The sequence below is a fragment of the Streptomyces sp. NPDC053079 genome, from assembly GCF_044546695.1.
In the GTDB taxonomy this organism is placed as follows: domain Bacteria; phylum Actinomycetota; class Actinomycetes; order Streptomycetales; family Streptomycetaceae; genus Streptomyces.
In genome coordinates this window covers 85,602-111,797 of the sequence record NZ_JBITZJ010000005.1, presented here as the reverse complement: position 1 = coordinate 111,797, position 26,196 = coordinate 85,602, and the positions used below count along the sequence as shown (strand labels likewise).

Annotated in this window: 28 protein-coding genes and 1 tRNA gene; 10 read left to right on the top strand and 19 right to left on the bottom strand. The window is 70.9% G+C overall.

Annotation, left to right across the window (positions count from 1 at the left end; translation table 11 throughout):
- Nucleotides 1-44: 44 nt before the first annotated feature.
- The 4 genes from ACIGXW_RS19460 to clpS all read right to left on the bottom strand — a co-directional run bounded on the left by ACIGXW_RS19460 (nucleotide 45) and on the right by clpS (nucleotide 3,239).
- Nucleotides 45-467, bottom strand: a complete 423-nt coding sequence (locus ACIGXW_RS19460; RefSeq protein WP_399574147.1) for a Mov34/MPN/PAD-1 family protein — start codon at nucleotides 465-467, stop codon at nucleotides 45-47.
- Between the two features lie 79 nt (nucleotides 468-546).
- A complete protein-coding gene (locus ACIGXW_RS19455; RefSeq protein WP_399574146.1) occupies nucleotides 547-1,995 on the bottom strand; it encodes an amino acid permease in 1,449 nt (482 codons plus the stop codon).
- 333 nt (nucleotides 1,996-2,328) lie between these two features.
- Nucleotides 2,329-2,928: a DUF2017 domain-containing protein gene (locus ACIGXW_RS19450; RefSeq protein WP_399574145.1), complete on the bottom strand. Its 600-nt coding sequence runs from the start codon at nucleotides 2,926-2,928 to the stop codon at nucleotides 2,329-2,331.
- Complete coding sequence (gene clpS / locus ACIGXW_RS19445; protein ID WP_071963615.1) at nucleotides 2,928-3,239, bottom strand: ATP-dependent Clp protease adapter ClpS; 312 nt, start codon at nucleotides 3,237-3,239, stop codon at nucleotides 2,928-2,930. Before clpS ends, ACIGXW_RS19450 begins: the two co-directional genes overlap by 1 nt.
- Before the next feature lie 96 nt (nucleotides 3,240-3,335).
- On the opposite strand from clpS, the gene ACIGXW_RS19440 reads away from it, so the two are divergent.
- Complete coding sequence (locus ACIGXW_RS19440; RefSeq protein WP_399574144.1) at nucleotides 3,336-4,664, top strand: nicotinate phosphoribosyltransferase; 1,329 nt, start codon at nucleotides 3,336-3,338, stop codon at nucleotides 4,662-4,664.
- A 108-nt stretch (nucleotides 4,665-4,772) separates the two neighbouring features.
- The gene (locus ACIGXW_RS19435; RefSeq protein ID WP_071963620.1) at nucleotides 4,773-5,366 is read left to right on the top strand and encodes an isochorismatase family protein; all 594 of its coding nucleotides are present in this window, start codon (nucleotides 4,773-4,775) and stop codon (nucleotides 5,364-5,366) included.
- A gap of 17 nt (nucleotides 5,367-5,383) precedes the next feature.
- On the opposite strand, the gene ACIGXW_RS19430 is transcribed toward ACIGXW_RS19435, so the two are convergent.
- Together ACIGXW_RS19430 and ACIGXW_RS19425 are read right to left on the bottom strand one after the other, a co-directional pair.
- Entirely contained in the window at nucleotides 5,384-5,710 is a 327-nt protein-coding gene (locus ACIGXW_RS19430; RefSeq protein ID WP_071963621.1) for a hypothetical protein, read from the bottom strand.
- 136 nt (nucleotides 5,711-5,846) lie between these two features.
- Nucleotides 5,847-8,267, bottom strand: coding sequence for an immune inhibitor A domain-containing protein (locus tag ACIGXW_RS19425; RefSeq protein ID WP_399574143.1), 2,421 nt, complete (start codon nucleotides 8,265-8,267; stop codon nucleotides 5,847-5,849).
- A 403-nt stretch (nucleotides 8,268-8,670) separates the two neighbouring features.
- On the opposite strand from ACIGXW_RS19425, the gene ACIGXW_RS19420 reads away from it, so the two are divergent.
- Nucleotides 8,671-8,880 (top strand): hypothetical protein, encoded by a 210-nt coding sequence (locus ACIGXW_RS19420; protein ID WP_399574142.1) that lies wholly within the window; start codon nucleotides 8,671-8,673, stop codon nucleotides 8,878-8,880.
- On the opposite strand, the gene ACIGXW_RS19415 is transcribed toward ACIGXW_RS19420, so the two are convergent.
- Together ACIGXW_RS19415 and ACIGXW_RS19410 are read right to left on the bottom strand one after the other, a co-directional pair.
- Nucleotides 8,866-9,516 (bottom strand): RDD family protein, encoded by a 651-nt coding sequence (locus ACIGXW_RS19415; protein ID WP_071963617.1) that lies wholly within the window; start codon nucleotides 9,514-9,516, stop codon nucleotides 8,866-8,868. The genes ACIGXW_RS19420 and ACIGXW_RS19415 overlap by 15 nt on opposite strands.
- Nucleotides 9,517-9,584: 68 nt before the next feature.
- On the bottom strand, nucleotides 9,585-10,958 hold the full coding sequence (locus ACIGXW_RS19410; protein ID WP_399574141.1) for an RDD family protein: 1,374 nt from the start codon (nucleotides 10,956-10,958) through the stop codon (nucleotides 9,585-9,587).
- A gap of 321 nt (nucleotides 10,959-11,279) precedes the next feature.
- Here ACIGXW_RS19410 and ACIGXW_RS19405 point away from each other — a divergent pair, with 321 nt between their 5' ends.
- The gene (locus ACIGXW_RS19405; protein WP_399574140.1) at nucleotides 11,280-11,696 is read left to right on the top strand and encodes an SsgA family sporulation/cell division regulator; all 417 of its coding nucleotides are present in this window, start codon (nucleotides 11,280-11,282) and stop codon (nucleotides 11,694-11,696) included.
- Here ACIGXW_RS19405 and ACIGXW_RS19400 read toward each other — a convergent pair.
- The gene (locus ACIGXW_RS19400) at nucleotides 11,693-13,060 is read right to left on the bottom strand and encodes an FAD-binding oxidoreductase (RefSeq protein ID WP_399574139.1); all 1,368 of its coding nucleotides are present in this window, start codon (nucleotides 13,058-13,060) and stop codon (nucleotides 11,693-11,695) included. The genes ACIGXW_RS19405 and ACIGXW_RS19400 overlap by 4 nt on opposite strands.
- 68 nt (nucleotides 13,061-13,128) lie before the next feature.
- Complete coding sequence (hppD, locus tag ACIGXW_RS19395) at nucleotides 13,129-14,271, bottom strand: 4-hydroxyphenylpyruvate dioxygenase (RefSeq protein ID WP_071963625.1); 1,143 nt, start codon at nucleotides 14,269-14,271, stop codon at nucleotides 13,129-13,131.
- Between the two features lie 124 nt (nucleotides 14,272-14,395).
- Here hppD and ACIGXW_RS19390 point away from each other — a divergent pair, with 124 nt between their 5' ends.
- Nucleotides 14,396-14,860, top strand: a complete 465-nt coding sequence (locus ACIGXW_RS19390; protein WP_399574138.1) for an Lrp/AsnC family transcriptional regulator — start codon at nucleotides 14,396-14,398, stop codon at nucleotides 14,858-14,860.
- Nucleotides 14,861-14,881: 21 nt separating this feature from the next.
- On the opposite strand, the gene ACIGXW_RS19385 is transcribed toward ACIGXW_RS19390, so the two are convergent.
- The 3 genes from ACIGXW_RS19385 to ACIGXW_RS19375 all read right to left on the bottom strand — a co-directional run bounded on the left by ACIGXW_RS19385 (nucleotide 14,882) and on the right by ACIGXW_RS19375 (nucleotide 18,634).
- Nucleotides 14,882-15,709: a S16 family serine protease gene (locus tag ACIGXW_RS19385; RefSeq protein ID WP_399574137.1), complete on the bottom strand. Its 828-nt coding sequence runs from the start codon at nucleotides 15,707-15,709 to the stop codon at nucleotides 14,882-14,884.
- A 156-nt stretch (nucleotides 15,710-15,865) separates the two neighbouring features.
- Nucleotides 15,866-16,507, bottom strand: a complete 642-nt coding sequence (locus tag ACIGXW_RS19380) for a helix-turn-helix domain-containing protein (RefSeq protein ID WP_360909501.1) — start codon at nucleotides 16,505-16,507, stop codon at nucleotides 15,866-15,868.
- Between the two features lie 339 nt (nucleotides 16,508-16,846).
- The gene (locus ACIGXW_RS19375) at nucleotides 16,847-18,634 is read right to left on the bottom strand and encodes a DEAD/DEAH box helicase (RefSeq protein WP_399574135.1); all 1,788 of its coding nucleotides are present in this window, start codon (nucleotides 18,632-18,634) and stop codon (nucleotides 16,847-16,849) included.
- Between the two features lie 387 nt (nucleotides 18,635-19,021).
- Between ACIGXW_RS19375 and ACIGXW_RS19370 the strand changes: the two genes are divergently transcribed.
- Complete coding sequence (locus ACIGXW_RS19370) at nucleotides 19,022-19,630, top strand: hypothetical protein (protein WP_399574134.1); 609 nt, start codon at nucleotides 19,022-19,024, stop codon at nucleotides 19,628-19,630.
- Between the two features lie 70 nt (nucleotides 19,631-19,700).
- Here ACIGXW_RS19370 and ACIGXW_RS19365 read toward each other — a convergent pair whose 3' ends face one another.
- From ACIGXW_RS19365 to ACIGXW_RS19355, 3 genes are all read right to left on the bottom strand, one after another.
- On the bottom strand, nucleotides 19,701-20,774 hold the full coding sequence (locus ACIGXW_RS19365; protein WP_399574133.1) for a YeiH family protein: 1,074 nt from the start codon (nucleotides 20,772-20,774) through the stop codon (nucleotides 19,701-19,703).
- The gene (locus ACIGXW_RS19360) at nucleotides 20,774-21,331 is read right to left on the bottom strand and encodes a cysteine dioxygenase family protein (RefSeq protein WP_360909491.1); all 558 of its coding nucleotides are present in this window, start codon (nucleotides 21,329-21,331) and stop codon (nucleotides 20,774-20,776) included. Before ACIGXW_RS19360 ends, ACIGXW_RS19365 begins: the two co-directional genes overlap by 1 nt.
- A 98-nt stretch (nucleotides 21,332-21,429) precedes the next feature.
- Nucleotides 21,430-22,335: a LysR family transcriptional regulator gene (locus tag ACIGXW_RS19355; RefSeq protein WP_360909489.1), complete on the bottom strand. Its 906-nt coding sequence runs from the start codon at nucleotides 22,333-22,335 to the stop codon at nucleotides 21,430-21,432.
- A gap of 87 nt (nucleotides 22,336-22,422) precedes the next feature.
- Between ACIGXW_RS19355 and ACIGXW_RS19350 the strand changes: the two genes are divergently transcribed.
- Nucleotides 22,423-23,277 carry an alpha/beta fold hydrolase gene (locus ACIGXW_RS19350; RefSeq protein WP_399574132.1) on the top strand — a complete coding sequence of 285 codons (855 nt, stop codon included), beginning with the start codon at nucleotides 22,423-22,425 and terminating at the stop codon, nucleotides 23,275-23,277.
- A 113-nt stretch (nucleotides 23,278-23,390) separates the two neighbouring features.
- Nucleotides 23,391-23,462, top strand: a tRNA-Cys gene (locus ACIGXW_RS19345).
- A 6-nt stretch (nucleotides 23,463-23,468) separates the two neighbouring features.
- Here the strand turns inward: ACIGXW_RS19345 and ACIGXW_RS19340 are convergent.
- Complete coding sequence (locus ACIGXW_RS19340) at nucleotides 23,469-23,876, bottom strand: hypothetical protein (RefSeq protein ID WP_399574131.1); 408 nt, start codon at nucleotides 23,874-23,876, stop codon at nucleotides 23,469-23,471.
- 124 nt (nucleotides 23,877-24,000) lie between these two features.
- On the bottom strand, nucleotides 24,001-24,699 hold the full coding sequence (locus ACIGXW_RS19335; RefSeq protein WP_399574130.1) for a rhomboid family intramembrane serine protease: 699 nt from the start codon (nucleotides 24,697-24,699) through the stop codon (nucleotides 24,001-24,003).
- A gap of 145 nt (nucleotides 24,700-24,844) precedes the next feature.
- Between ACIGXW_RS19335 and ACIGXW_RS19330 the strand changes: the two genes are divergently transcribed.
- Both ACIGXW_RS19330 and ACIGXW_RS19325 read left to right on the top strand, forming a co-directional pair.
- On the top strand, nucleotides 24,845-25,603 hold the full coding sequence (locus ACIGXW_RS19330; protein ID WP_399574129.1) for a DUF4190 domain-containing protein: 759 nt from the start codon (nucleotides 24,845-24,847) through the stop codon (nucleotides 25,601-25,603).
- A 24-nt stretch (nucleotides 25,604-25,627) separates the two neighbouring features.
- A complete protein-coding gene (locus tag ACIGXW_RS19325; RefSeq protein WP_399574128.1) occupies nucleotides 25,628-25,975 on the top strand; it encodes a hypothetical protein in 348 nt (115 codons plus the stop codon).
- Here the strand turns inward: ACIGXW_RS19325 and ACIGXW_RS19320 are convergent.
- The gene (locus ACIGXW_RS19320; protein WP_399574633.1) at nucleotides 25,960-26,196 is read right to left on the bottom strand and encodes a DUF6255 family natural product biosynthesis protein; all 237 of its coding nucleotides are present in this window, start codon (nucleotides 26,194-26,196) and stop codon (nucleotides 25,960-25,962) included. The two genes, ACIGXW_RS19325 and ACIGXW_RS19320, sit on opposite strands and share 16 nt — an antisense overlap.

Genomic DNA, 26,196 nt, shown 5'->3' with positions numbered 1-26,196 from the left:
CGGACGATCCTGTCTCAGAACTGCTCGGTACGGCCCGATGCGGCTCAGTAGGCCTGGACGACCCGAACGTCCTCCTCGGTGACCTGGCCGTCGACGATGCGGTACGAGCGGAACTGGAAGGGCCCGGCGCCGTCGGTGTCGGCGGTGGAGACCAGGACGTAGTGGGCGCCGGGTTCGCTGGCGTAGGTGAGGTCGGTGCGCGAGGGGTAGGCCTCGGTGGCGGTGTGGGAGTGGTAGATGACCACCGGCTCCTCGTCGCGGTCGTCCATCTCGCGGTAGAGCTTGAGCAGGTCGGTGGAGTCGAACTCGTAGAAGGTGGGCGAGCGGGCGGCGTTGAGCATCGGGATGAACCGCTCGGGACGGCCGCTGCCCTCCGGTCCGGCGATGACGCCGCACGCCTCGTCGGGGTGGTCGGCGCGGGCGTGCGCGACGATCCGGTCGTAGAGGTCCTGTGTGATGGTCAGCATGCGCAAAAGAATATGCACGGAGCCCGCCGCATACCGAGGTCGGTATGCGGCGGGCTCCGTGGTGGTGCGGCCTGAAGGACTACTTGCTGAGCGAGTAGTCCTTGCGCTCGAAGGCCTGGGGGTTGCGGGACTTGAGCACGAGGTACGAGACCCACATGATCGCGCCCCAGACGGGTGCGCAGTACAGCGAGATGCGCGCGTCCTTGTCGATGCCCATGAGCACGATCACCATGAAGATGAAGGCCAGGGCGAAGAGGCTGGTCCAGGGCGCGCCCGGGGCCTTGAGCTCGGACTGCGGCAGCTCGCCGCGGTCCGCCTTGCGGCGGTAGCGCAGCTGGGCGACGAGGATCATGATCCAGGCCCACATGCCGGAGATGGTCGCGAAGGAGACGACGTAGTTGAACGCCTCGCCCGGCCACTGGTAGTTGATGAACACGCCGACGAGCATCAGCGCGGCCGAGAAGGTCGTGCCGCGGAACGGCAGGCCCTTCTTGGACAGCTGACCGAAGAACTTCGGGCCCTGACCGTTGAGGGACAGGTCGCGGAGCATACGGCCGGTGGAGTACATGCCGGAGTTGCAGGACGACAGCGCCGCGGTGAGCACCACGAAGTTGACGATGCCGGCACCGGCGGGCAGGCCGATCTTGGCGAAGGCCGCCACGAAGGGGCTGACGCCGGGCATGAACTCGGTCCAGGGAACGATCGACAGGATGATGATGAGCGCACCCAGGTAGAAGACGGCGATGCGCCACGGCACGGTGTTGATGGCCTTGGGCAGGGTCTTCTTGGGGTCGGCGGCCTCGCCCGCCGTGACGCCGACGAGCTCGACGGCGAGGAAGGCGAACATCACGATCTGCAGGGTCATCAGCGTGCCGCCGATGCCCTTCGGGAAGAACCCGTCGTGGCTCCACAGGAGGCTGAAGGAGGCGGTGTCACCGGCGTCGGAGAAGCCGAGCGTGATGACGCCGATACCGATCAGGATCATGCCGATGATGGCGGTGACCTTGACCATCGAGAACCAGAACTCCAGCTCACCGAAGAGCTTCACGGAGATCAGGTTGATGAAGTAGAGAATGACGGTGAAGACCAGCGCCGATGCCCATTGTGGAATCGACTTGTTCCAGTACTGCACATAGGTGGCGGCCGCGGTGACCTCGGTGATGCCGGTGACGACCCAGAAGAGCCAGTACGTCCATCCGGTCACATAGCCCCAGAAGGGACCGAGGAACTCTCGGGCGTAGTCCGAGAAGGAGCCCGACACCGGGCGGTACATGAGCAGCTCACCGAGCGCTCGCATGATGAAGAAGATGACCAGGCCGGCTATCGCGTAGGCCAGGATCAGGCTGGGTCCGGCCTTCGATATCGCCTTGCCCGCGCCCAGGAACAGGCCGGTGCCGATGGCGCCACCAATGGCGATCATCTGAATCTGTCGGTTACCGAGTCCCCGCTCGTAACCCTCGGAAGCATCCTTGCCGCTTCCCTCTCCGTCCCGCACTGCGGTGCGGTCGGCGACCTGCTCAGAGGTCATGGTGGTGCGCCTTTCTCCATACCGATCCGGTTGCTCCGGATCGGGTTCCGATCCCCCCGGATGGAGTCCTGCTCAGCGCCGACGGTCGGTCGGCTAGCGCTTCCGCTGCGACAGGGGTGGCGTCGCAGAGGCAGGTCGGCAAGAAGTATCACGTGTAAAGATGAGATCATCGGCGCGCTTGTGGCGCACGGCACAAAAAAATCCGGACACAAGTGATCTGGGACACCAATAGCCGCGACCACGGTGACTCGATCGTTATCCGGATTTGCGGGTCCGCTGAGCGAACGGGGCCGGAACGGCCCCGGAACAGCTTCTTCCCCTTGATTCGGGCCGTCAGGCCATGAGCGCCTCGACGAGCGTCTCCTGCAGACCGCCGAGCCAGAGGTAGGCCATCACCATCGGCTTGCGGGGGTCCTCGTCCGGCAGCCGGAAGAGTGCTTCGCCGTCGTCCTCGTCGGTGATCTCCAGCCGGGCCCCGATGGTCAGCCGGAGGTCGTTCAGCGCGCCGAGCCACTGCCGGCAGCCCTCGGGGGTCAGCCGCAGCACCGCGTCGCCCGCCTCCTGGTCGCCGCCGCCGAGGGCGTCGAGCGAGCGGACCACGCCGAGCGCGTCCTCGCGCTTGCGCTCGCGCAGGTCGTTCTCGGTGTAGCGGCGGAATTCGGAGGCGTACGCGCGCTCCTGCCGGTCCTGCTCGGCGCCGGGGGTGCCGTAGGCGTCCGGGAACAGCCGGGCCAGGGCGGGGTCGGCCGGGGGCTCGCTGGGGCCCTCCGCGAACAGCCGGGCCAGCGGATCGGCGGCCTCCGGGCCGTGCGTCTCCCCCGGGCCGATCAGCTCCAGGAGCTGTACGGCCAGGCTGCGCAGGATGGAGATCTCGACCTCGTCCAGGGCGACGGCCGCCCCGCCGCCGGGCAGCGGCTCGAAGTGCCCGGCCATCAACGGTCCTGCGACAGCGTCGCCCAGAGCCCGTAGCCGTGCATCGCCTGCACGTCGCGCTCCATCTCCTCGCGGCTGCCGCTGGAGACCGTGGCACGGCCCTTGTGGTGGACGTCGAGCATCAGCCGGTGCGCCTTGTCCTTGGGGTAGCCGAAGTAGGCCTGGAAGACATACGTCACATAACTCATGAGGTTGACGGGGTCGTTATGGACCAGGGTCACCCAAGGGACGTCGGGTTCGGTCACCGCGAAGGGCGACTCGCCCGTTTCGGGCCGTTCGATCTCGACCGGTGCAACACTCACGCTTCCCATGCTGCCACTCGGCGACTTCCCGTGCACAAACGGGGGCCCCAACTCCGCGCGCCCAGAAATCGTCACTCTGACGAGTAGGGGGGTAGCATCTGGACCATGAACGCTGCGGACCTGAGGCTCCCGGTCGACGTTCCATCGACGGCCCTCTTCACCGACCGGTACGAACTGACGATGCTGCAGGGTGCGCTGCGGTCCGGCACCGCCGGCCGGCGCTCGGTCTTCGAGGTCTTCACCCGCAGGCTGCCCGAGGGCCGCCGCTACGGCGTCGTCGCGGGCACCGGCAGGGTCCTGGACGCCGTGGAGAACTTCCGCTTCGACAGCGGCGTCCTGGACTTCCTGGCCGAGCAGCGGATCGTCGACGGGCCGACCCTCGCCTTCCTCGCCGACTACCGCTTCCGCGGCGACATCTGGGGCTACCCCGAGGGCGAGGTGTACTTCCCCGGCTCGCCCATCCTGCGCGTCGAGGGCACCTTCGCCGAGGCGGTCCTGCTCGAGACGGTGATCCTCTCGATCCTCAACCACGACTCCGCCGTCGCCGCCGCGGCCTCGCGGATGGCGGTGGCGGCCGGCGACCGGCCGCTGATCGAGATGGGCGCGCGCCGCACCCACGAGCTGGCGGCCGTCGCCGCCTCGCGCGCCGCCTACGTCGGTGGCTTCAGCTCCACCTCCGACCTGGCGGCCGGCTTCCGCTACAACATTCCGACGGTCGGCACCAGTGCGCACGCCTTCACCCTGCTGCACGACAGCGAGCGCGAGGCCTTCACCGCCCAGGTCGACTCCCTCGGCGGAGGCACGACGCTGCTCGTGGACACCTACGACGTGGCCGAGGCCGTTGCGATGGCCGTCGAGATCGCCGGGACGGACCTGGGCGCCGTCCGGATCGACTCCGGCGACCTGCTGCTGCTCGCGCACCGGGTGCGCCGGCAGCTGGACGAGCTGGGCGCCAAGGACACCCGCATCGTGGTCACCAGCGACCTCGACGAGTACGCCATCGCCTCGCTGGCCGCCGCCCCCGTGGACGCCTACGGCGTGGGCACCCAGCTGGTGACCGGCAGCGGGCACCCCACCTGCTCGATGGTCTACAAGCTCGTGGCCCGCGCGGACGCCGCCGGGCCCGACGCGCCGCTGCGCCCGGTCGCCAAGAAGTCCATGGGCGGCAAGTCGTCGGTCGGCGGCCGCAAGTGGGCCGCGCGCCGCCCGGACGCCGCCGGGGTGGCCGAGACGGAGGTCGTGGGCACCGGCGAGGTGCCGGCGGAGCTCGTGGACCGGCAGCTGCTGGTCGAGCTGGTGCGGGCGGGGGAGGTCGTGGCCCGTGAGCCCCTGGACGCGGCGCGTGACCGGCACAGGGCGGCGCGCGCGGCGCTGCCGATGTCGGCGACCCAGCTGTCGCGCGGCGAACCCGTGCTGCCCACGGAGTACCTCTGAGCGGGCGCCCGAGTGCCCCTCCCGTAACGCAATCCGAGTCACTACCCTCGGTCACACAGGGTTGATCCGCACAGTCGGCCGAGAGCCCCTCACCTAAGGATCTGCACCATGAACCGTGCACTGATCATCGTCGACGTGCAGAACGACTTCTGCGAGGGCGGCAGCCTCGCGGTGGCCGGCGGCGCCGACGTGGCAGCTGCCATAACCGACCTGGTGGGAGAGGCCCCCGCCGGATACGCGCACGTCGTCGCCTCGCGCGACATGCACACCGACCCGGGCGACCACTTCTCCGACCAGCCGGACTACGAGACCTCCTGGCCGCGGCACTGCGTGGCGGGCACGGAGGGCAGCGGCTTCCACCCCAACCTCTCCCCCGCCATCACCTCCGGGGCGGTCCAGGCCGTCTTCGACAAGGGCGCCTACGCCGCCGGCTACAGCGCCTTCCAGGGCGCCGACGAGAACGGCACCGGGCTGGCGGACTGGCTGCGGGCACGCGACGTGACCGACGTGGACGTGGTCGGCATCGCCACCGACCACTGCGTACGCGCCACCGCGCTGGACGCCCGCCGGCAGGGCTTCGGCACCCGCGTCCTGCTCGACCTCACCGCGGGAGTGGCCCGGGAGAGCACCGAGCGGACCCTGGAGGAGCTGCGGGAGGCGGGCGTGGAGCTGAGCGGGAAGCCGATCGTCCAGGGCGGCTAGCGCGGCCTGGAGCCCCTTCAGGTGGCGGGGGCCGGGCGCAGCAGGCTGGCGATCGGGTGCCAGGACTCGGTGTCGTCGTCCGGCGCCGCCCGCCACACGACCCCGTCGGGGTGGTGCAGCACGGCCGTGATCTCGTCCGGAGACGGCGGATGGCTGTTGCCGCGCAGGTAGACGGCGCGCAGCCCGAGGTTGCGCAGCCGGGTGAGGGCCCGCTGGCGGTTCGCGGCGTGGACGAGCACGCGGACGCGCTCCCCGGGGCGGACACCGCCGTCGGGCGGCCCGGCCAGGGACAGGGCGACGACCACGCTGCCGTCGGGAAGCCTGGCGAATCCACCGCCTGCCATGCGCCTCACTTCTCCCCTGCGCGTAAGGGTGTCAATAAGACCATCATGGGAGGCATTGTCGGCGCGAACGGCCGCCGCCCGCTAGGGGGCGACGGCCGATACGCGCGTGACCTGCGGCGATGCCGCTACTGACGGGTCACTTGGTGGAGGGGCCCACCTGGATCGTCATCGTGGAGCCGGTGAGGGCCTCGGTGAGGATCTTGATGCGGGTGTTGGTGTCGGTCAGCTTGACCGCGCCCGTGGGGTTCGCCTCGTCGTAGTAGGTGTTCTTGTGGTCGTCGAAGACCGGAACGCCCATCTTGCCCTTGACGCGGGTGGCGACGCCGTCCTTGTGGACGGTGTAGCCCTCGGTCGGGTACCAGCTGAAGGTCGAGTCGTACGCCTGGAAGCGGTTGCGCATGAGCGAGCCGTCCGACCACTTCTCGGCCTTCGGGTGCGCGTCCACCGGCAGGATGCGGCCCGAACCCGGGTGCTCGCCGACGTTGTTGTCCTTCTGCGAGGTGTCCCACAGCCAGACCAGCAGGCCGTTCTGGTACGGGAAGTGCTCCACCCAGCCCGGCTTCGCCGTGCGCCAGCCGAAGTTGTACGGGCCGACCTTGAGGGTCTTGTCGTACGACACGTACTGGCGGTTCTCGGCGATGTAGTACTGCGGGTACTCCTTGGTGAAGGAGGCGCCGATGCGCGAGAAGCCCTTCACCGTCCAGCCGTTGTCGTCGCCCTCGGCGCCGTCGGTGACCAGGGCCTTGCCGTCGGCGGTCAGGGTGATGGCGTCGGCCGTGAAGCCCTTGCCGCCGGCGCCGCCGTCCGTCTGGTAGCGGAAGCGCACGTCGATCTTCTTGCCCGCGTAGGCGTCGAGCGGGAAGGAGAGCTTCTTGTACGCGCCCGAGACACCGGTCAGGGCCGGCTTGTCGCCGCCGTCACGGGTGATGGTCTTGCCGTCGGCGGTGCCGTCGACGGGCGTCCAGTTGGCACCGCCGTCCGTGGAGACCTCGGTGTAGAGGTAGTCGTAGTTCTCCTCGATGTCCCACCAGCCGGACAGGTCCAGGGAGGCCTTGGACTTGCCGGTGAGGTCGACGGACCGGGAGAGGGTGTTCTTCAGGTCGTCGCCGGCGCCGCTCCACCACTGCTTGGCGCCCTCGGCCGGCTTGACGACCTCGGTGGTGACCTTCTTGGCGGGCAGGTCGACGACGACCGCCTGCTTGTCCTTGGTGTTGTACTCGGCGACGCCCAGCTTGTGGGTCGACTTCGTCGCGGCCTTGGCCTTGCCGTAGTTGAGCCAGCCGAGCTGCAGCTTGTCCCAGGCGCTCATGTCGCCGGGCAGGTCACCGATCGTGTCCTTGCCCCGGCCGAGCCAGGAACCGGAGGACATCAGGGACCAGAAGTCGACGGAGGACTCACCGGTGCCGGTGGTGTCGTACTCGTCGGGCAGGCCCAGGTCGTGGGCGTACTCGTGGGCGAAGACGCCGAGTCCGCCGTTCTCGGGCTGCATGGTGTAGTCGCCGACCCACAGACCGGTGTCGCCGATCTGGGTGCCGCCGGCCTTGTTGTTCGCCGGGCCGGTCTTGCCGGCGTCGGAGCCGTAGGCGTACCAGCGGTGCGCCCAGATGGCGTCCTTGCCCTGGGCGCCGCCGCCCGCGGACTCGTCCTCGCCGGCGTGCACGATCTGGAAGTGGTCGATGTAGCCGTCGGGCTCGTTGAAGTTGCCGTCGCCGTCGAAGTCGTTGCGGTCCCACTGGTCGAACTTCGCCAGCTCCGCCTTGACGTCCGCGTCGCTGCGACCGGCGGCCTTCTGGTCCTTGACCCACTGGTTGACGCCGTCGCGCACGAGGTCCCAGGCGCTGGGGCAGTTGGTGGAGCCGCAGTAGTTCGAACCGTAACGGGCCTCGTTGGGCTGCACCTTCACCCAGTCGGTGACGGTGCCGTCGACGGAGTAGCGGCCGGACGACTGCTTCTCGTAGTACTTGGCCAGGGACTCCTTGTTCTCGTCGTGCGAGAAGTAGAGGTCCTGGAAGTACTCGCGGTTGTAGTCCTTCTGCCAGGCCGTGCTGTTGTCCTTCGCACGGTCCGGCTGGACTATCTGGTTGTGGGCGGGGCCGGGCTTGCCGCCGTACTTCTTGACGGGCGGCTTCGGGCCGTCCGGCCCGTCCGGGTCGTACATGGTGGTGTCGTCGACCTTGTCGCCGAAGTCGACCAGGATCGTAAAGATCTTGTCGGTCTTCTCGCGGCCGAGCTCGACGTACTTCCCCTTGCCGAGCTGGACGACCTTCGACGCGCCGCGCTGCTCCGTCTTCGCATCCCCTGCGACGAGCTGCTGCAGTGCCGCCTTGCGCTGCTCTTCCTGCTTCTTGCTGAACGGGCCCTTGAGGTCGTGCTCCGCGCCACGCTTGACCTGCGCCGGGTCCTGACGCTGGATGGAAGCGGGTCCCTGGTCCGCGCCGGACGGGCCGGTCACGCCCGCCGCCTGCGCGGTTCCCGCCGCCACGGCGCCCGTGCCGAGGGCCGCGATCACCACGGCCACAGCGGCGGATCGGGCGACCCTCCGTTGACTGATCTTCACTTGTGAATGTCCTCCCCAGTAACAACTGTGGAGGTATTTGACCGGAGGGAGACAAGAAAAAACAGACCTTGACTGAGGCGATCAGAGGAAGTACGTTATCCGGCCTTTACGTTACGGATATCGGGCGACAACGGGCGCGCCGGTCTCATTTCCTGACGGGGCGATGACCCCGTGCGCCCCTGATGCTCCCAGTACCGTGGGTTAGGTCACGCTTACCGCCAGTTCCCCTCGGGCAGAGAGCACCGTAGAGTCGATTGCGGTATGTACCAACGGTACGTACCAGCCGACTCCGCACTCCCCCCATACCGTTGCCCTTGCCTTGAGGACGGATCCCGCCATGCCGCGTCCGACTCCTGCACAGATCGCTTACGGATCGGCCACCGTAGTCTTCTCGACCCTCGCCATGCTGCTGCTGTCGCAGGCCAGGTCGGGGATCGCCGTCGCGGCCGTCGCACTGACCGCTCTCGCGCTCGGCCTGACCGTCGCCATGACCGTACGCACGCCACGCCAACGGGCGTCCGCCACGCCCCCGTTGCCCGAACGGCGCACGCCCGCGCACGCGGGCCGGGCCGCCGCGGGCGCGGGCGTGGGGGAGCACTCACTGCACGGTTGAGACCACCACGGTCTTGGCCGCCTTGTCGTGAATGCACTGGTGGTACGGCTGGTCCCACGTGCACCACAACACGTTCACCAGCCAGAACACAAAGCCGCAGCACGGCACGATCTCGGGCAGGGAGTAGACGGCGGCGCGCGTCCAGCCGGGCTGGCCCTCGGGAATGGCGCCGTTGTCCAGCATCGCTACCCGGATCTTCATCGCCATCTTGCCCAGCGTCTGACCGCGCGTGGTCAGCATCAGGCCCTCGTAGACGAAGTAGACGACCGCGATGATGATGGACAGGCCCGTGGACTTGCCCTGGTCGTTCCACGGGTTGTAATTCCAGGTCGCCAGCGAGAAGACCACGCTGACCGGGATGCTGACGATGAGCCCGTCGATGATCCGCGCGATCAGCCGCCGGAAGCGGCTGGCCAGCGGCGGCATCCCCGCCAGCGGGTCGGCGGCACCGAACTGGTCCCCGTAGGGATTGCCGGGACCGCCACCGCCGTACGGAGCGCCGCCCTGGGGGCCGCCGGCGCCGCCGTACGGGCCGCCGCCGCTCCCGGAGCCCGGGTAGGGCGGCGGCTGGGAGGATTCCGGCCCCGGAGGCCGCTTCTGGAAGGGGTCGTCGCCCTGCGGCTGGTCGGTGCTCATGGCCCCAGTGGACCGCAGGCCCGCGGTTCCCGCATCCGGCCGTATGCCGTTCGAGTCAGCCCGGCGCGTCAGCCCTTCGCCGCCGCCACGAACGTACGGGCCGCCTTGTCGTGCCAGCACTGCCGCCATGGCCGGTCGAACAGGCACCACAGCACGTTGAAGGCGCCCACGGCGAGCACGCCCAGCACGCCGTAGACCAACCACCTGCGCAGCGCGGCCCCGAAGCGGACCGTGTCGTGGGACTCGATGTCCAGCACGCGCACCCCGAACAGCTTCTTGCCCAGCGTGCGCCCCCACTTGGCCGTCGGCAGCGCTTCGTAGAGCACGCCGCCGACCAGCAGGACCGCCAGCACGATCGCCAGGTAGGTGCCCGTGGTGCCGTCGAGCAGCCAGACCGTGACGGTCTCGCCGCTCTGCCGGGCCTCCTCGAGCTTGGCGTCGATGTGCTCGACCGACTTGCCCCACAGCGGAGCGGCGACGGCCCCCACGGCACCGCCGAGGACGACCGTGTCGAGCAGCCGGGCGGCCAGGCGCCGGCCGAGCGCGGCGGGCCGGCCCTGGGCCTGCGCGGCCAGCAGGAAGGGGTCGTCCTTGGGCGGCTTCCAGGCCAGGGCCGCCTCGGCCCCGCCGGGCGGCTGCTGCTGGGCGAGCTGCTGCACCTGCTGGGCCCAGCCCACCTGGCGCGGCCGGTCGGCGGGGACGGGGGCGGACTCCCGGCGCCGGGCCGGGAGGGAGGCGGCCTCGGGCTCGGCCGGCGCCTCCTGGGCGCGCGGGCCGTTCCACGCCGTCGGGGCGGCCTGTGCGGCGGCGGGGGCGGCGGCCGGGCGCGGCTCCGCCGCGGGCAGGGGCGCGGGCGGGCCGCCGGCCGCGGCGCCGTGGGGCTTGGGCCGCAGCGTGAGGGTGCCCTGACCCGGGGCGCCGGTCCCGCCGGCGGGAGGCGCCGCGGCCTCCTTGGCGGGCGTGTCGGGCAGGCGCGGGTCCCGGGCCTTGGGCAGCACGGGGGCGGGGCCGTTGCCGTCCTTGCCACCGCCGTCGCCCTGTCCCTCGGGGGTGCCGCCCCAGGAGACGCGGCGGTCCTTCTCGCCGCCGAAGCCGTCCTGCCGGGCGGCGTCCGCCTGCCAGACGGCGGGGGCCTCGGCGCGGGCCGGGGCGGGCTCCGGCTCCTCGTCGAGGAACACCGGGCCCGTCTCGTCCGGGGCCTGGCCGCCCGTCGCCCGCGGGGCCGGCCGCGGCGTCGGCGGCACGGGCGCCGCGAGCGCGGGCAGCGGCGCGGCGGCCACCGAAGCGGGCGGCGCCGGCATGGGCTCGCCCTCGGCCGGGGCGGGCCGGCTGGTGCCGGGCACCCAGGCCGTGCCGCTCCAGTAGCGGATGTAGCCGGGAATGGACGGGTCGGGGTAATAGCCTTCGCGAGGGGTGTCCCCGGGGCCGTCAGGAGAGGTCATCAATGCCCCAAACTCCGTTCATGTACAACACACTTGACCTATCCGCCGTCTCCGGCTCCCACAGCGTCCGGGCGGACACCTCCGTCCGCCCCTGCATGACACTAACGAAGAGCGGAGCCGCCGGAAGAAGGAGACCGCAAGAAAGACTGCCTTCGGGCGAAGCCCCAGGGGTTCCGCCGCCGGACGCACGACACCCGAACGAGATACGCGCGAAAGAACGTACGAACATGCGGATCGCGAAGAAATCGCGCGAAGTCGCGTCATGACGGCCGCCCCGGCCCCTCTCTCCTGGTGTCGATCCCGAGGAGAGAGGGCGCACACATGCACACCGTGGTGGAACGCGAACTGATGCTGGACATGGTGCTGTCGCCGGAGCGCAGCACGCCGGTCGCCGCCCGGCTGGTCTATCGGACCGAGGACCCCTACGCCGTCCACGTCACCTTTCACATCACCTCGCAGAGGCCGGTGACCTGGACGTTCGCCCGTGACCTGCTGCGGGAGGGCACCCACCGGGCCGCCGGGGAGGGGGACGTGCGGGTGTTCCCCGTGCGGGACCGGGGGCATGCCGTGGTGTGCGTCGCCCTGTCCTCGCCGGAGGGCCAGGCGCTGCTCAAGGCCCCGGCGCGGGTGGTCTGGGGGTGGCTGGGCCGCACCCTGAGGACCGTGCCGCCGGGCGAGGAGCGCAAGTGGCTCGACCTGGACGAGGCCCTGCGGGAGCTGCTGGCCTCGGACGTCTAGAGGACCTTGCCGGGGTTGAGCAGGCCGAGCGGGTCGAAGACGGCCTTGATGCCGCGCTGCATCTCCATGGCCACCGGCCCGGCCTCCCGGGCGAGCCAGTCCTTCTTCAGCAGGCCCACCCCGTGCTCGCCGGTGATGGTGCCGCCCAGCTCCAGGCCCAGGGCCATGATCTCGTCGAAGGACTCACGGGCCCGGCGCGCCTCGTCGGGGTCGCCCGGGTCGAAGCAGACGACGGGGTGGGTGTTGCCGTCGCCGGCGTGGGCGCAGACGGCGATGGTCAGCCCGTAGGCGCGCCCGATGGCGGCGGTGCCCTCCAGCATGGCGGCGAGCCGGCCGCGCGGGACGCACACGTCGTCGATCATCGTGGCGGGCCGGAGCCGCTCGAGCGCGGGCAGGGACAGCCGGCGGGCCTGCAGGAGCAGTTCCGACTCGGCGGGGTCCTCGGCCGGTACGACCTCGGTGGCACCGGCGGCCGTGCACACCGCGGCGACGGCGGCGAGGTCGGGCGCGGGGTCGGGGGTGTCGAACGCGGCGAGCAGGAGGGCCTCGGTGGATTCCGGAAGGCCCATCTTCGCCATGGAGTTGACGGCCTTGACGGTCGTGCCGTCCATCAGCTCCAGCAGTGAGGGGGCGTGTCCGCGCTGCATGATCTGCCGTACGGCCTCGCAGGCGGCGGCGACGGAGGGGAACTCGGCGGCCAGCACCAGCTGTTCGGCCGGGGCGGGCCGCAGCGCCAGGACGGCCCGGACGACCACGCCCAGGCTGCCCTCGGAGCCGACGAAGAGGCGGGTGAGGTCGTAGCCGGCGACGCCCTTGGCGGTGCGGCGGCCGGTGGTGAGCAGCCGCCCGTCGGCGAGGACGACGTCCAGGCCCAGGACGTACTCGGCGGTCACGCCGTACTTGACGCAGCACAGTCCGCCGGAGGCGGTGCCGATGTTGCCGCCGATGGTGCACTGTTCCCAGCTGGAGGGGTCGGGCGGGTAGCACAGGCCGTGCTCGGCGACGGCCCGGGACAGGACGGCGTTGACGACGCCCGGCTCGACGACGGCGATCCGCTCGACGGGATCGATCTCGATGATCCGGTCCATCTTGAGGAGCGAGAGCACGATGCAGCCGTCGCTGGCGTTGGCCGCCCCGGACAGCCCGGTGCGGGCGCCCTGCGGGACGACGGGCACGCGCAGCGCGGTGGCGGTCCGCATGACGTGCTGCACCTGCTCGACGGTGCGGGGCAGGACGACGACGGCGGGGGTGCCGGCCTCGCAGAAGCCGGCCATGTCGTTGGCGTACGAGGCGGTGACGTCGGGGTCGGTGACGAGGGCCTCGGCGGGGAGCCCTTCGCTCAGTAGCTTGATCAGTTCGCCCATGGCCTCAGCCTGTCACCGGACGGGCGGGAAATCAGCCCGTCCGGCGTTTGAGGACGCCCCCGGCAGGGTCAGAGGTTGCCGCGCTTGTCCTGCTCGCGCTCGATGGCCTCGAACAGCGCCTTGAAGTTGCCCTTGCCGAAGCCCATGGAGCCATGGCGCTCGATCATCTCGAAGAAGACGGTCGGGCGGTCCTGGACCGGCTTGGTGAAGATCTGCAGCAGATAGCCGTCCTCGTCGCGGTCGGCGAGGATCTTCAGCTCGCGCAGGGTCTCGACGGGCACCCGGGTCTCGCCGACCCACTCGCCGAGCGTGTCGTAGTAGGAGTCCGGGGTGTCCAGGAACTGCACGCCCGCGGCCCGCATGGCCCGTACCGTGGCGACGATGTCGTTCGTGGCCAGCGCGATGTGCTGCACGCCGGGGCCGTTGTAGAACTCCAGGTACTCGTCGATCTGCGACTTCTTCTTGGCGATGGCCGGCTCGTTGAGCGGGAACTTCACCTTGCGGGTGCCGTCCGCGACGACCTTCGACATGAGCGCGGAGTACTCGGTGGCGATGTCGTCGCCCACGAACTCCTTCATGTTGGTGAAGCCCATGACGTTGTTGTAGAAGGCGACCCACTCGTCCATCTTGCCGAGCTCGACGTTGCCGACGCAGTGGTCGATGGCCTGGAAGCGGCGCTCGCCGGGCTCGACGATCGGGTCAGCGGCGACGTAGCCGGGCAGGTACGGGCCGGTGTAGCCGGAGCGCTCGACGAGGGTGTGGCGGGTCTTGCCGTAGGTGGCGATGGAGGCGAGGACGACCGTGCCGTGCTCGTCCTTCAGCTCGTACGGGGCCTCCAGGCCGGTGGCGCCGTGCTCGACGGCGTAGGCGTACGCGGCACGGGCGTCCGGCACCTCGATGGCGAGGTCCACGACGCCGTCGCCGTGCTCGGCCACGTGCTCGGCGAGGAAGCGGCCGTGGTCGGTGACCGGCTTGATCACGGTGGTGAAGACGAACCGGGCGCCGCCGGACTCCAGGACGTAGCTCGCGGTCTCACGGCTGCCGTTCTCCGGCCCGCGGTAGGCGACGCGCTTCATGCCGAAGGCGGTGGAGTAGTAGTGCGCGGCCTGCTTGGCGTTGCCGACGGCGAAGACGACCGCGTCCATCCCCTTGACCGGGAAGGGGTCCGCCTGCCGTGCGGTGTGAGGGGTGTGATCCGTGGTCTGAGTCATGGCCGCAGCGTCTCGCCGATCCACAAGGTGCGCAATAGTTTGTGTATTCACTGGGCATTGTGTACAGCGTTCGCGCGGTAACACCGGGCGTTGTGTGCAGGATGACTATGGGAGGCGGGCCACGGTGATCGATCGTTTGGACGGCAGGCTGCTGGAGCTGCTCGCGCACGAGCCCCGCATCGGGGTCCTGGAGGCCTCGCGGCGCCTGGGCGTGGCGCGCGGGACGGTGCAGGCGCGGCTGGACCGGCTGCAGTCACAGGGGGTGATCCGCGGTTTCGGGCCGGACGTGGACCCGGCGGCGCTGGGCTATCCGGTGACGGCGTTCGCCACGCTGGAGATCAAGCAGGGGCAGGGCGCGGACGTGCGCAGCCACCTGGCGACGGTTCCCGAGGTGCTGGAGCTGCACACCACGACGGGGCACGGCGACATGCTGTGCCGGCTGGTGGCCCGCTCGAACGCGGACCTCCAGCGGGTGATCGACAAGGTGGTGGGCTTCGACGGCATCGTCCGGGCCTCCACGGCGATCGTCATGGAGAACCCGGTGCCGCTGCGGATCATCCCGCTGGTCAAGCAGGCCTCGCAGGACTGAGCCGGCCGGGCCCGCCGGCGCTCAGCAGGTGGGCACCCGTCCGCCGGAGGCCAGCGCCCGCAGGGAGATGACCGCGTCCTTCAGCTCGGTCACCGGAACCAGCTGCAGCCCCTTGGGCAGCTCGGCCTGCGCCTCCGAGCACTCCCCCTTGGGCACGAGGAAGACGGTGGCGCCGTCCCGCCGGGCCGCCTGCGTCTTGAGCGAGACGCCGCCGACCGCGCCGACCGTCCCGTCGGGCTCGATGGTGCCCGTGCCCGCGATGGTCCGGCCACCGGTCAGGTCGCCGCCGCGGCCGTCGCCGTCGAGCTTGTCGACGACGCCGAGCGCGAAGAGCAGCCCGGCGCTGGGGCCACCGACGTCGGCGAGGCTGAGCTCCACCTTGACGTCCTTGGGCGACCGGTGCAGATATGCCAGGGCGGCCTGGGCGGCGGAGTCCTGCGACTTCTTCATCTCGGCGACGTTGTGCCGCTCGATCTCCTCGTCGGACTGACCGGCGGGGTAGACGGAGCCGTATGGCATCACGGCCCGGTCGGTGCGGAACCAGCTGCTGATCACGGTCTTCAGGCTGATGTCGGTGTCCGGGCCGGTGGCCTCGATGGTGGTCATGCGCAGCTGCCCGCTGGTGCCGCGGGTCTTCGCACCGGTGATCGTGATCACCGGCTTGTTCTTGTGCTCGCCGAGGACGTTCGCCGTCGTCGACCCCGGCTGGGCGATGACGAAGGGCAGCGGAACGAGCGCGGCGACCGCGAACAGGGCGACGACGGGCGCGGCGCAGAGGGCGAGGGTCCGGGTACGCGCCGTCTTGGCGGGCGACGCGGACGGCGCGGACGAGGTGGCGGCAGCTGGCATGCTGCGAATCTAGTTCACACGAGCGATGACGGGGGCACGCGGGCCGCGTGGGGGGTGGGCGCCGGACCGGATGCTCCGCGCGGGGATCCCGCGGCGCGGGGCCGGGCCGGGCCCGGCCGGGCGCCGCGGGGACCGTCCATGGTGCGCTCCGCGCGCCTAGCGCAGGGCGTCGGCCACCTCCTTCGCGGCTTCCATGACCCGGGTCCCGACCCGCTGGGGCACCGAGTCGGCGAGCATGACCACTCCCACGCTGCCCTCGATCCCGGACACCCCGAGCAGCGGTGCGGCGGCCCCGCTCGCCCCGGCCTCCAGCTCGCCGTGGGTGAGCGCGTACCCGGGGTTGTCGACCTCGCCCCGGCGGGCGGCGAGGATCGCCCGTCCTGCCGCACCACGGTCCAGGGGGTGTCGGAACCCGGTGCGGTAGGCCACGTGGTAGTCGGTCCAGGTCGGCTCGACGACGGCGACCGCGAGCGCCTCGGCGCCGTCGACGAGCGTGAGGTGTGCGGTGGCCCCGAGGTCCTCGGCCAGCGACCGCAGGGCGGGCAGGGCGGCCTCCCGCACGAGCGGGTGCACCTGCCGTCCGAGCCGCAGGACCCCGAGCCCCACCCGGGCCCGGCCGCCGATGTCCCGGCGTACGAGCGCGTGCTGCTCCAGGGTGGCCAGCAGACGGTAGACGACCGTGCGATTGACGCCGAGCTTGGTGGACAGCTCGGTGACGGTCAGACCGTGATCGGTGTCGGCGAGCAGTTTGAGGACGCGCAGTCCCCTGTCGAGCGTCTGCGAAGTCTCCGCGGTCACGACGCCCCTCCTCCGATGAGTGGCGGCCCTCGCCGCGGTGGGGGTGCGCCGCCGGTCCCGTCCGGCAGCGCGCGAGGAGAGGCCGCCGGCCGTTGACGCATGATCCGGCTGCGCTCCGCGGCGGCGCTGCCACGGGGCGTGTGCGTGACCGGCACCGTAGCGCCGCCGGTCCGCTCAGCGGAAGGGTCTGCCCACAATCCGGGCACCGCAGGGGGGATTTGGGAGTGGTGCTGCCGGTTGTCCGACTCCGGCGGACCGGACGACGACGGTGGCGAGGGCGACGGGACGACAACGGGGCCCGGACCCCAGGTCCGGACCCCGCTTACTGCTTCATCCGCGTCACTTCATCCGCGTGGCCCACTCGCGCACCTTCTTGATGCGCTCGTTCAGCTGCCCCGCGGTCGCCTCGGCGCTCGGCGGTCCGCCGCAGACGCGGCGCAGCTCGGTGTGGATCACGCCGTGCGGCTTGCCGCTCTGGTGGACGTACGCGCCGACGAGCGTGTTCAGCTGCTTGCGCAGCTCCAGCATCTCCTTGTGCGTGACCACCGGCCGCCGCTCCGCCGGGAGCTCCAGCAGGTCGACCTCGGCGTCGGGCCGCTTGCGGCTGTGCGCGATCTGCCGGGCCTGGCGCTTCTGGAGCAGCAGCTGGACCTGGTCGGGTTCGAGCAGGCCGGGGATGCCGAGGTAGTCCTGCTCCTCCTCGCTGCCGGCGTGGGCCTGCATGCCGAATTCGGCGCCGTCGTAGAGGACGCGGTCGAAGACGGCCTCGGACTCGAGGGCCTCGAAGGAGAGCTGGTCGTTCTCGCCGGTGTCCTCGTCCTGCTGCTTCTCGGCCTCGGCGAGCTCCTTCTCGGACTCGGCGTACGGGTCCTCCTCGCCCTCCTTCTTGGGCTTGTCGAGGACGTGGTCCCGCTCGACCTCCATCTCGTTGGCGAAAGTCAGCAGAGTCGGGATCGTGGGCACGAAGACGGACGCGGTCTCGCCGCGCCGGCGCGAGCGCACGAAGCGGCCGACGGCCTGGGCGAAGAACAGCGGCGTGGAGATCGTCGTCGCGTACACGCCGACCGCCAGCCGCGGCACGTCCACGCCCTCCGACACCATGCGGACGGCGACCATCCAGCGGTCGTCGGAGTGGGAGAAGTCGTCGATGCGCTGCGAGGCGCCGGAGTCGTCGGACAGGACGAGCGTGGCGCCCTCGCCGGTGATCTCCCGGATGAGCTTGGCGTAGGCGCGGGCCGACTCCTGGTCGGAGGCGATGACGAGGGCGCCCGCGTCGGGGATGGACTTGCGGACCTCGGACAGCCGCTTGTCGGCGGCGCGCAGCACGTTCGGCATCCAGTCGCCGCGCGGGTCCAGGGCCGTGCGCCAGGCCTGGGAGACGGCGTCCTTGGTCATGGGCTCGCCGAGCCGGGCCTCCAGCTCGTCGCCCGCCTTGGTGCGCCAGCGCATGTTGCCGCTGTAGGAGAGGAAGATGACCGGCCGCACGACGCCGTCGGAGAGGGCGTTGCCGTAGCCGTAGGTGTAGTCGGCGGAGGAGCGGCGGATGCCGTCGTTGCCCTCTTCGTAGGTGACGAAGGGGATGGGGTTGGTGTCGGAGCGGAACGGCGTGCCGGTGAGGGCGAGCCGGCGGGTGGCCGGCTCGAACGCCTCCAGGCAGGCCTCGCCCCAGGACTTGGAGTCGCCGGCGTGGTGGATCTCGTCGAGGATGACGAGCGTCTTGCGCTGCTCGCAGCGGTTGCGGTGGAGCATCGGGCGTACGCCCACGCCGGCGTAGGTGACGGCGACGCCGTGGTACTCGCGGCCGAGCGGCCCGGCGCTGTACTCGGGGTCGAGCTTGATGCCTATGCGGGCCGCGGCCTCGGCCCACTGCTTCTTCAGGTGCTCGGTGGGCGCGACCACGGTGACCTGCTGGACGACGTGGTGGTGCAGCAGCCACGAGGCGAGGGTGAGGGCGAAGGTGGTCTTTCCGGCGCCCGGGGTGGCGACGGCCAGGAAGTCACGCGGCTGGGCCTGGATGTACTTCTCCATGGCGCCCTGCTGCCAGGCGCGCAGCTTGTTCGCGGTACCCCAGGGGGCCCTGCCGGGGAAGGCGGGCGAGAGATGGTGATTGGCGGTGGTGGTAGTCACGGTCTCCGTCGGCTGACTCGGCGATCGGCAACCGCGTCAGCCTACCCGCGTCCGCGGCGGCTCCCGTGTGGTACGCCCCGGGCTCACCCAAGGGTGGGACCGAGGTCACACGCCTCCGGATCAGGCCCGCCGGGCGACAAAAACAGCCCGCCCGGCGTTTGAGGACCGGGGGTCCGGGGGCGGAGCCCCCGGTTACGGGAAGGGGCGGGGTGGGGGAAAGACCCTCACCCCCGAGGCCGCAGCCGCCCCGTGCCGGAGGTCACGCTGGACAAGTCCGCCATGTCCATGACTGTAGACTGGACTAGACCACTTACCGGCGGCGCATTGTGCTGACGGCTGGTCAACTTACGCACGTCGCACGCCCATCGGGCCGTGCAGCATCATTATTTGGGGAACATCATTTCCATCCGGCACGTTTTCGCCACCGCTCTGTTCGTCTCGGCCGCACTGGGGCTGACCGCCTGCGGACCCGAGGACGACAAAAGCGCCGAGTCCGGTTCCGAGCCCTCGCAGGTCGCCGAGGCGCCCCAGCAGTCCGACCAGGGCGCGCGTCCTGGCGGCCGCCGGAACGACCGGGGCGCCAACGGCAACAGGGGCAACTGCCCGACCCTCGCCGAGGGCCACAAGGTCATCTGGGTCGGCAACGTCGAAGGCGCGATGAACAACGTCATCGCCAAGGACTCCAAGTGCAACCCGACGGCGAGCGGGGCCGCCTACCGTCCGGAGGGGGCGCTGAAGACCTTCTCGTTCTCCCCCGACGCCAAGGTCACGGTGATCACGAAGGACCAGGGCCAGCAGGCCCGCACCGACAAGGAAGGCCCGAAGACCGGCATCGCGCACGTGAAGACGTGCGCCGACCCGGACGGCAAGCAGTACGACGGCGGGCAGGCGCAGAAGACGAAGGGCGACGAGTTCTGCTGGGGAGCGAACTTCTACGACGTCGCCGTCGGCTCCGGCAACAAGATCACGGAGATGACCGAGATCTACGCGCAGTGAACCCGGCGGGGCCCGGCGCACGGCCGGGCCCCGTCCCCTCCTGGGTTCCCCCCTCGTTTCGCGGCGGACCTCAGGTGGTGAGAAGGACTCCGCCGTACGACGCGCCGGCGATGACGATCCACGAGCACAGCCCCAGCGCGGCGACCCGTCCGCCGGTGCGGGTCAGGGTCGGCAGGTGCACCGCGCTGCCGAGGCCGAAGAGGGCGGCGGCGAGGAGCAGTTCCTGGGCGTGCTGGGCGAGGTCGAGGGCGCTGCCGGGCAGCCGGCCGGTGGTCCGTACGGCCACCATGGCGAGGAAGCCGAGCACGAAGAGCGGCACGAGCGGCGGCCGCTTGCCGGACGCCTTCCCGGCACCGGCCCCCGTAGCACCGCCCCCGGCGCGGCGGGCGCGTACGGAGACCACCACCGCCGCGACCAGCGGGGCGAGCAGCGCCACCCGCATCAGCTTGACCAGCACCGCGTCGGCGAGGGCCGCCGGGCCCGCGGTCTGGGCGGTGGCCACGACCTGCCCGACGTCGTGCACGCTCGCCCCGGCCCAGCGGCCGAACTGCGCGTCGCCGAGACCGAGCGGATGGTGCAGCAGCGGCAGGACCGCGATCGCGAGCGTGCCGCACAGCGTCACCAGCGCCACGGACGTCGCCACGTCCTCCTCGTCGCTGCCCGAGACCTCGCTGACCGCGCCTATCGCGGAGGCACCGCATATCGAGTAGCCGGTGGCGATCAGCAGCGGCTGGTCGCCGCGCAGCCCCAGCCGGCGGCCGAGCCACAGCGTCCCGAAGAACGTCGCGGCGACCACCGCGACCACCATGACGACGGTGGCCCAGCCCAGCCCGAGGACGTCGTCCAGGCTGAGCTTGAGCCCGAGCAGGACGATGCCGACGCGCATGAGCCGCTTGCCGGCCAGCGTCAGGCCCGGCTTGCCGATGCCGCGCACCCGGGCCCGTACGCCGGGCAGGTGCGCGGCGGCGATGCCGAGGACGACGGCCGCGGTGAGCATGGGGACGGCGGGTACGAGCCGGTGCACCGCCCAGGCGAGGGCGACGCCGGCGGCGGCCATGGCGAGGCCGGGCAGCTTGCCGGGGGTCGGGGCGGGAGTCGTCCGGGTGGGCGCCGCGGTGTTCCGCTGCGAGCTGAGGAGCGCCATCAGAGCTCGTCGGCGGGCAGGTCGTAGACGCGCCGGACGCTGGAGCCGAGGCGGGCGATGTCGGCGCCGTAGATGTGGATCGAGATGGCTACGGACGAACAGGCGTTGCGCACCCGGTGGATGTCGCCGGGCGGTGCGAAGCCGCAGACGTCGCCCTGGTGGTTGACCACGTCCTCCGTAGCCACGAGGCGCGCGGTCGTCCCCTCGGGGACGAGCCGGTAGCGGCGCTCGCTCTCGGTGCCCTGGTGGACGCCGGTGACGCACCAGGAGACGTGGTCGTGGATGGAGGTCTGCTGACCGGGCAGCCACACGAGCGCGACGACGGAGAAGCTGCCGTCCCGCTCGGCGTGCAGCACGTGCTGGCGGTAGCGGTCGGGGTCGCCCTCGCACTGTTCGGCGGTGAGCAGGTCCGCGGCGCCGAGGTGGGTCGCGAGCCGCTCGCCGACGAGGTACGCCGTCGTGTCGGGCGGCAGGCCGCGGCCTACGGCCTCCCGGACGTCGCCGACCAGCCGGCCGAGGCGCGCGGTCGTCGGGGGTGCGGCGGTGGGTGTGGTCATACGTGCAGAGTCGGGGCCGCTGATCCATCACGTCCAACGACAGTTCTTTGCCGGGTCGCGAACGTACGCTTATGGATGGGGCGGGCGCGGGCCCGCGGTCAGCAGCCGACCCGGCGCGCGGCGACGGCCTTCAGCTCGTCGAGCACGAGCGCGGTGGCGGGGATGCGGAGGTGCTCGCGCAGCACGTAGGCCGAGACCTGACGGCGGCAGGCCGGGTCCAGGGCCCGTCCGGTGATCTTGTCGTGCCGGAGGAAGGACAACACCAGCCCCGGCATCATCGCCACGCCGAGCCCCTCGGCCACGAGGGACTGCACGACGAGGTTGTCGTCCGTTGTGAATGCGATGTCGGGTGCGAAGCCCTGCTCGGCGCATTCGTGGAGGAAGTTGGTGCGGCAGCGCAGACAGCCGGCGATCCAGCGCTCCTCGGCCAGGTCGGCGAGCTTGACGGCGCGGCGGCGGGCGAGCGGGTGTCCCACCGGCAGCAGAACGGTCAGCTGGTCCTCGAACAGCGGTATCTCGACGAGCTCGTCGGGCACCTCTTCGTGCAGGCCGGGATAGGTGAAGGCCAGGGTGATGTCGCATTCGCCGCGCACCAGCCGGCGCAGCGAGTCCGGCGGCTCGCCCTCCTGCAGCTCGACCCGTACGCCCGGGTGGTCGGCGGCGAGGCGGGCCAGCGCCTCGGGTATGAGGGTGGCCCCGGCACTGGGGAACGCGCACACGCGCACCCGTCCGGCGCGCAGCCGGGTCAGCGAGCTCATTTGCCGTTGCGCAGCGGTGAGGCTGTCGAGGATCACCTCGGCGTGCCGGGCGAGCGCCTCGCCGGCCTCGGTCAGCCGCATGCGCCGTCCGACGCGGGTGAACAGCGGGGTGCCCACCGCGCGTTCCAGCGCCTTCATCTGCTGGGTGATCGCGGGCTGGGTGTAGCCGAGGGCGCGGGCGGCAGCGGAGTACGACCCCGCGGCGACGACCGCGTGGAAGGTCTTGATGTGCCGGGAGTCGAACACGCCGAAATCATAAGCGGAATTTGGGTTCGGGGCCGGTCACGGCTGGGTTGCTTCTGGATCAAGGGAGATATCCGGCATGGTGGCTTTATGCCTCACTACGTCTCATACGACGCAGCAGAATTGCACTACCGGGTCCTGGGGGACGGCGCCGGACCGCCCCTGGTCTGCCTGGCGGGAGGACCGGGGCGGGACGCCGCGTACCTGGGGGACCTGGCGGGCCTGTCCGCGCACCACACCCTGATCGTCCCCGACAGCCGCGGCACGGGTGCCTCTCCGTCGCCGGGGAACCCGGCGGCGTACGCCTTCCCGGCCCTGGCCGACGACCTGGAGTCGCTCCGCGACCACCTGGAGCTGGACCGCTTCGCCCTGCTCGCCCACGACGCGGCCTGCGCGACGGCCCAGGCGTACGCGGCCGCGCACGGCGAATACCTGACCCATCTGGTCCTCGTCGCCCCCGGCTCCCGCCTCCAGGGCGAACTCCCCACGGACGCCGAGGAGATCTTCGAGTCCCGCGCCACGGAGGAGTGGTGGGTCGACGCCTACGTGGCCGTCCACTCCCTGGCCGCCGCCACCGACCTGGCCGAGGTCCGCTCCCTCCTCCTGCGCGCGGCCCCCATGGCGTACGCCCGCTGGACCCCCACCCAGCGCGCCCACGCCGCCGGCGAACCCGACCAGCTCAACCCGGTCCCCCGCGCCGGCTTCTGGCAGGGCGTCGACGAGACGGCACGCCTGGACCTGCTGCGCGCGCTGCGGGACGTACGGTGCCCGGTGCTGGTCGTCACGGGTGACCGCGACGCGGTGACGGGCATGCGCGCGGGCGAGGCCGTGGCCGCCTCCTTCCCGCGCGCGGTGGTGCGCCCGCTGCACGAGGTGGGGCACTACCCGTGGGTGGACGAGCCGGACATGTTCCGCCCGCTGGTGGAGTCGTTCCTGGGGACGTGAACAGCGCATGTCGGCCATATGGCAGGGCTGAAAGCCCCATTGAAGCGGGGCGGGGAGGACCGTAGGGTCATGGTCGTCGGAAGGTCGTCGGAAGCAAGAGACGACGTGAACACGGCCGTGTGCCCGAGTGGCTTAGGGGCTCGCCTGCAAAGCGAGTTACGTGGGTTCGATTCCCGCCACGGCCTCTACCGCTAGCCCGCGGAGCAGAGACCGTCGTTCGGGCAGAACATCGCCCACGTGAAGTTGTAGCCGTTCTGCACGGTCACGGGATTCGGCATGGGGCCGAAGTTGACGTAGGACCCCGGGTCGGGGGTGGCGGTGAAGGTGACCGTCGTTCCGACCTCGAAGCTCGCGGTGCAGGCGCCGGTCGGGTTCTCCGGCGGGTCATTGCCCGAGTACGGGTCCCATGCCGTCGTGTGACAGTTGATTCCGGCGGGCTGGCTGGTGACGGTTCCGCCGCCCCAGCCGTCGGTGATCCATGCTGACAGTTGCGCGGTGGGCTGAGCCTGCACCGGGGTGGCGGAGACGATCGCGGCGGCCGTGGCGAATGCGGTGACGACTCCCGCAGCGCGCCAGGCGCCCTTCCTGTTCTTCCTCATGGGAGGCTCCTCGGATCGAAGTAACTCGACCCCTGCGACCAGACTAGGAGCCCCTTCGGCGAGCTGCTACGGGAGCGGATGCCGTTCGCCCGGCCTCGGACGGTACCCGGTCTCTGCGCCCGGCTCAGAGCAGTCCGAGGTCGCGCAGTTCCTTGTGCAGGTCGGCGCGGGGATGGCCGGCGGGGCTGCTGCCGTCCGGGACGGCGGGGGCGGCGGCGGGGGCGACGGCAGGGGCCCGCCGGTCGCGGAAGACCCAGGCGCCGATGACGCCCCCGACCAGCCCGCCGAGGTGGCCGAGCCAGCTGATGCCGGGCGTGCCGGGAACGGTCAGGGTGAGGGTGTAGGCGTAGGAGGCCCCCATGACGACGCCGACGAGGCTGTCGATGAGGTGCCGGTCGAAGAACCCGCGGACGACGACGTAACCGAAGTACCCGAAGACCAGCCCGCTGGCTCCGACCGTGCCGACGCCGTCGCGCTCGAACATCCAGATGGCGAGGCCGCTGACGACGGCCACCAGCGCCGTCAGTCCGAGGAAGCGCGCCACCCCGCGATAGGCGGCCAGGAATCCGAAGACGAACAGCGGCCCGGAATTGCTCTCGATGTGCTCCCAGCTCAGGTGCAGGAAGGGGGCGGTGAGAATGTCGGGAAGGCTCCCGGTCCTGCCGGCGATCACGGCGAAGTCGCGGGCGAAGCGATAGTCGCTCCCCCAGTTGGCCAGCTGCACGACCCAGACCACGGCCAGGAAGCCGAACATCACGAAGAACGCCTTGCGCGCCTCGGCGATCACCGCTTCGGCGTCGACCGTCGCCACTCTCTTGCTCAACCCACTCGTCCCGATCAGTCGTGACAGGGCCTTCAGCGACCCCTTATGCGTACCTTACGTAGGGCGAACATGGGTACGACTACTCAGGCCGGTTTGAGTGAACGGGCGCTCCCGGGAGGGCCCGTGCGGCGTGTGTGATCAATGCATGAAGACGAAGCCGCTGCCGGACCTCCCCGACCTGATGCCGAAGCAGCCCAACGGCGTGGGCATGGCGTCGCTGGTGCTGGCCGTGCTGGCGGTCCTGGCCTCCCTGACACTCATCGGCATCCCCTTCGCCATTCCCATCGGACTGGCCGCCGCGATCTGCGGTCTGATCGGGCGGGGGAAGGTCAAGCGCGGCGAGACGGACGAGGGCGGACCGGCGCTCGCGGGGCTGATCGTGGGCACGACGGCGACGGTGGTCTGCCTCGGCCTGACGGCGTGGTTCGTCAACGGGCTCTCCCACCTCGACGACCGGCCCCAGGACCTGGTCTCGAAGGGCGCGAAGTACGGGGGCACCCCGCTCGGCCCGGGCGGAACGGCGCGCTACCGGGACGGCATGAAGGTGACGGTGGGCAAGGCCCGCCGTGTCCCGAACCTCCCTGGTGACGTCGCCCTGGTGAAGGGCGAACTGACCTACGAGTACACGGTGACGTACGTGAACGACCAGAAGAAGTCCGTTCGGCTGGCCTGGAACGGAATCGACATGGAAGAGAAGGTCCTGCCGGGGGATCTCACCCCCACCGGCCCGATGAGCCCGACGTTCGACCGCGAGAACCCCTGGTTCCCGAAGGAGCTCGCGCCCCACCAGAAGGTGACGGTGAAGTTGCACGTCAACGTCCCTCCGGGCTCGACCGCCCTGGACTTCACGGCGTCCCCGACGGACTACCGCGACGACGCCCACTGGCTCCTGCCGCTCAGCTAGCTCTCTGCTTGAAGGACACGTCTGATGTACAACGCTGTACCTGCGCACACCCCGACGCCGCCGCGAAACAACCGCCTCATGAAGATCCTGGCGGGGATTCTGTGGGCGATAGCGGTTCAAGCGACCGGCTTGTGCCTGGTGGTCGTGGCGATGATCGCCATGTGGGGAGCCGCGGAGGGCGACGGGACGGAGGCGGGTGGCTTCCTCCTCCAGGTGGCAGGAATCCTCGCCGCGGCCGCGGCGGTGCTGGCGGCGATCTGGTACGCCCTGAAGCGCATGGGCCTCGCCCCGGCCACCCGAGCGGTGGTGGTGGGCGCGCTGGCCTGTCCCGGCCCGGTGACCCTGGTGCTGAACGTCTACCTGGGGCGGTGAGCGCGGGGCGACGACCACCTGGCCACCCCCACGGCGAAGGCCACCTGCCGGGCGGCGGCCAGGTCGGCGGCTCTCCTCTCCGGCACGGAGGGCACGAGCGCGTGGGGCAACCCGCCGGGCCGGACGGCCCCGTAGTGCCGGAACCGCCGCACCCCGCAGCACCGGCACTGCACCTCACCGGGGCTGCCGACCTCGCTCCACCCGCCGCCGTGTGAGCACAT